Here is a 2,992-nt window from a genome sequence, read left to right as displayed (position 1 = left end):
GGTTGGGGTTGGTGATGGTGTTAAAGTCGGCGTTGGTGATGGTGTGAAAGTTGGCGTTGGGGTTGGGCTGAGGGGGTTTTCTGGAGGTGTTGGACCAGGTATCTGATTTTGTGAAGGTGTTGGGGTAGGGCTGAGGGGATTTTCTGGAGGTGTTGGACTAGGTGTCTGATTTTGTGAAGGTGTTGGGCTTGGACTGACGGGATTTTCTGGAGGTGTTTGGCTGATCGGATTTTTTGCAGGTGGTAAGGTTGATGGTGTTGTTGGCGATCGATTAACAGCCGAAGGTTGCGCTAAGGATGGTTGTAGAGAAATAGCTAAACTAGTAATACCTAGTAAAGAAGTTTTAGACAAAACTAATCTCAGCTTTGTAAGTAATTTTTGATTCATTTATCACTCCTCTAAATATCAACACACACCGAAGACATAAATAGACCGATCGCAGGCTGGTACTTGAAGCTAGAAGGTAGACAGCCCAAAGGTATGAGCAAATAAAGCTTGTAAAATCGGTTTTGGAGTGTTGCAGGTCGCCGAATGATGCGTTTATAAGCATTGCGGCAGCGCTTAACACACTCTACATAATCTCATGTTTTTTAGCTTGAACTACTTGTGTTTAGTTTTCTTTTAAGTAAAAAATACTAAAAATATAACGTAATAAGTCCAATTTAAAGTTTGTGATTTTATCATACATTTTTGCAAAAAAAAAATTACAATATTCCTTTGGCTTGATGATTATGCTTTTCCTAATTGATAGAAAATTTTTTCCTAAGTAATGTGATTATTTCAACACTGGCTCGGATAATGTATCCTGACATAATATAAGATTAAAAATTATTGGCAGCTTAAAACCTTATTACTTCCTTGCAATTTTCCTTGGTGCCAAATTCCACTATAAGGCGAGCCGTCTTTAGATATCCATGTACCTTGACCATCGAACTGGTTGTTTTTGAATTCTCCTATATATTGACAACCATTTTTGTAAATATATTTTCCAATGCCTTGAAAAGAATTCTTATCAAACTGACCTACGTAACGCTCACCATTTCCACGTACCAAGTTTCCACAACCGCTATATACTCCATTTTTTAGTTCTCCATCATATCGAACATATCCACCAAACTTGCGATCGGGAAAGATAATGATTCCTTTGCCTGTCAGTGGTGAATTCTTTGGGAAACCATAAACTGTGGCTGGACCAATTTTCCTACCGGGCGTACTTGGTAGAGGTGGTATTGGTGTTTCTGGGCAAACCAGTTGCACGTCATATGTGGCTTGTGGCGAATCATATGTGGTTTGTGGCGAGTCAGGTGTGGGTTGTTTGGAATCAGCGACGGTTTTTTGTGAATCGGGTGTGGGTTGTCCTGAATAAGCTACGGGTTTTTCTAGATCGGGTGTGGGTTGTCTCCAAAAACTCATAAATAACAATCCCACTCCAATTAGCACACCCACCCCAACTCCAGTACCAATTAATATTTTCTGGTAAAGTTTTAATTCTCGTGGTGTTGAGGTTGGTGGTGGCGATACCGGTGGTAACGGTGATGGCGATGGTGAGGGTAATGAAGATGGTCTTAGCGCTTGCAACGCCTCGGATGCTGTTTGATAACGTTTATTGAAGTTATGGCGCACCATTTTATCTAATACATCTGCCAGTCTAGGGCTAACCGAAGCCCGATTTCGCCAAATGACTTCCAAAGTTTCGGAGTTTTTTGGCAGTTCTTGAGGTCTGATCCCAGTTAAAGCATAAATCCCCAGCATCCCCACTGCATAAACATCGCTGCTTAACTTGGGATACCCATTCAATTGTTCGCTGGGCATATAGCCATAAGTACCAACAATAACGGAGACGTTTGTTTGCCCTTGAGCATTAACTACTAATGCGCTAATTTGCTTGACAGCGCCAAAGTCTATCAATACTATTTTGCCGTCTGTCTTGCGCCGCATTAAATTTTGTGGTTTGATGTCTCGGTGAATGATATTTTTATTGTGAACAAATGTAAGAACTTCTAAAATTTCCTGTAATAGCTGTGTAACTTCAGCTTCAGTTAACCTCTTACCAGGAAAAATTTCCCCACTTAAATCGTGCCCGTCTATAAATTCTTGTACTAGATAAAATTCGCCGTTTTCTTCAAAGTGGGCGAAAAGTCGGGGAATTTGACTGCACTCATTGCCTAAGCGATATAAAACCTTTGCTTCTCTGTCAAATAACCCTCTGGCAAGTTGCAATTCATCTGGATTTTGCATTTGCTTGAGGTTTTTTACAACACACAGAGGATGATCGGGTAAATCTAAATCTTCAGCTAAATAAGTAACTCCAAAGCTACCGCTTCCTAAGAGTCTGAGAATTTTGTAGCGCTGGCGGAGAATTTGACCGAGGAGCATTACTATTTAACCAAGAACAAGATGAATTATCTTAAATTTTGCCACATACAACCTAAAGGCTGTGGAAATTAAGTTCGATTTTTGGCTAATTTTGATTCTAAGCATACAAGTTAATAAAATTACCCGTGGTTGTAACTCGGTTTTGATTGGTGGCTAATATTTACAATACTGTTTCACTTTAGGGTTGATACAATTAGAAAACCAGGGGTACCGAAAGTTCCCGTGAATATGCGGCTTGATGCCGATGTGGTAGCCTGGTTCAAGAACCGACAGTCACGAGGCTATCAGACCCTCATCAACTTCGTTCTTCGGGAGTAAATGCTCAAACACCAGTCCGAGTCTCCTCGGGGTGAATGACCAACAAAGGCAGCTCAGAAGCTACAGAATAAAAATATGGAAAAACAAACAATTCATGTTATTGGAGGTGGACTAGCTGGGACAGAAGCAGCTTGGCAAATAGCCTCTGTTGGAATATCGGTTGTTCTCTGGGAAATGCGCCCAAATCGCTTCAGTGGTGCGCATCACACGGAACATTTGGCGGAATTGGTGTGTAGCAATTCTTTTGGGGCAATGGCAAGCGATCGCGCTGCTGGTCTTTTGCATGAAGAACTACGCC

At 41.3% G+C, this 2,992-nt stretch carries 2 protein-coding genes and 2 pseudogenes; 2 read left to right on the top strand and 2 right to left on the bottom strand.

All coding sequences use genetic code 11. The annotated features are described in order from the left end of the window. Positions 1-387 (bottom strand): annotated as a pseudogene (locus tag DP116_RS26445) (hypothetical protein); the annotation flags it as partial. Positions 388-828: 441 nt separating this feature from the next. Beyond that, complete coding sequence (locus DP116_RS26440) at positions 829-2,376, bottom strand: protein kinase domain-containing protein (protein WP_169157972.1); 1,548 nt, start codon at positions 2,374-2,376, stop codon at positions 829-831. A gap of 156 nt (positions 2,377-2,532) precedes the next feature. On the opposite strand from DP116_RS26440, the gene DP116_RS30060 reads away from it, so the two are divergent. Next, complete coding sequence (locus tag DP116_RS30060) at positions 2,533-2,694, top strand: BrnA antitoxin family protein (protein WP_422614241.1); 162 nt, start codon at positions 2,533-2,535, stop codon at positions 2,692-2,694. Between the two features lie 75 nt (positions 2,695-2,769). After that, positions 2,770-2,992 (top strand): annotated as a pseudogene (locus DP116_RS29780) (FAD-dependent oxidoreductase); the annotation flags it as partial.

The organism is Brasilonema bromeliae SPC951 (assembly GCF_012912135.1).
In the GTDB taxonomy this organism is placed as follows: Bacteria; Cyanobacteriota; Cyanobacteriia; order Cyanobacteriales; family Nostocaceae; genus Brasilonema; species Brasilonema bromeliae.
The sequence above is the reverse complement of the archived record's forward strand: the minus strand, read 5'-3'. Positions and strand labels throughout refer to the sequence as shown.

Coding starts and splice junctions, on each gene's coding strand:
- DP116_RS26440 (WP_169157972.1), bottom strand. CDS start 2,376: ATGCTCCTCGGTCAAATTCTCCGCCAGCGCTACAAAATTCTCAGACTC.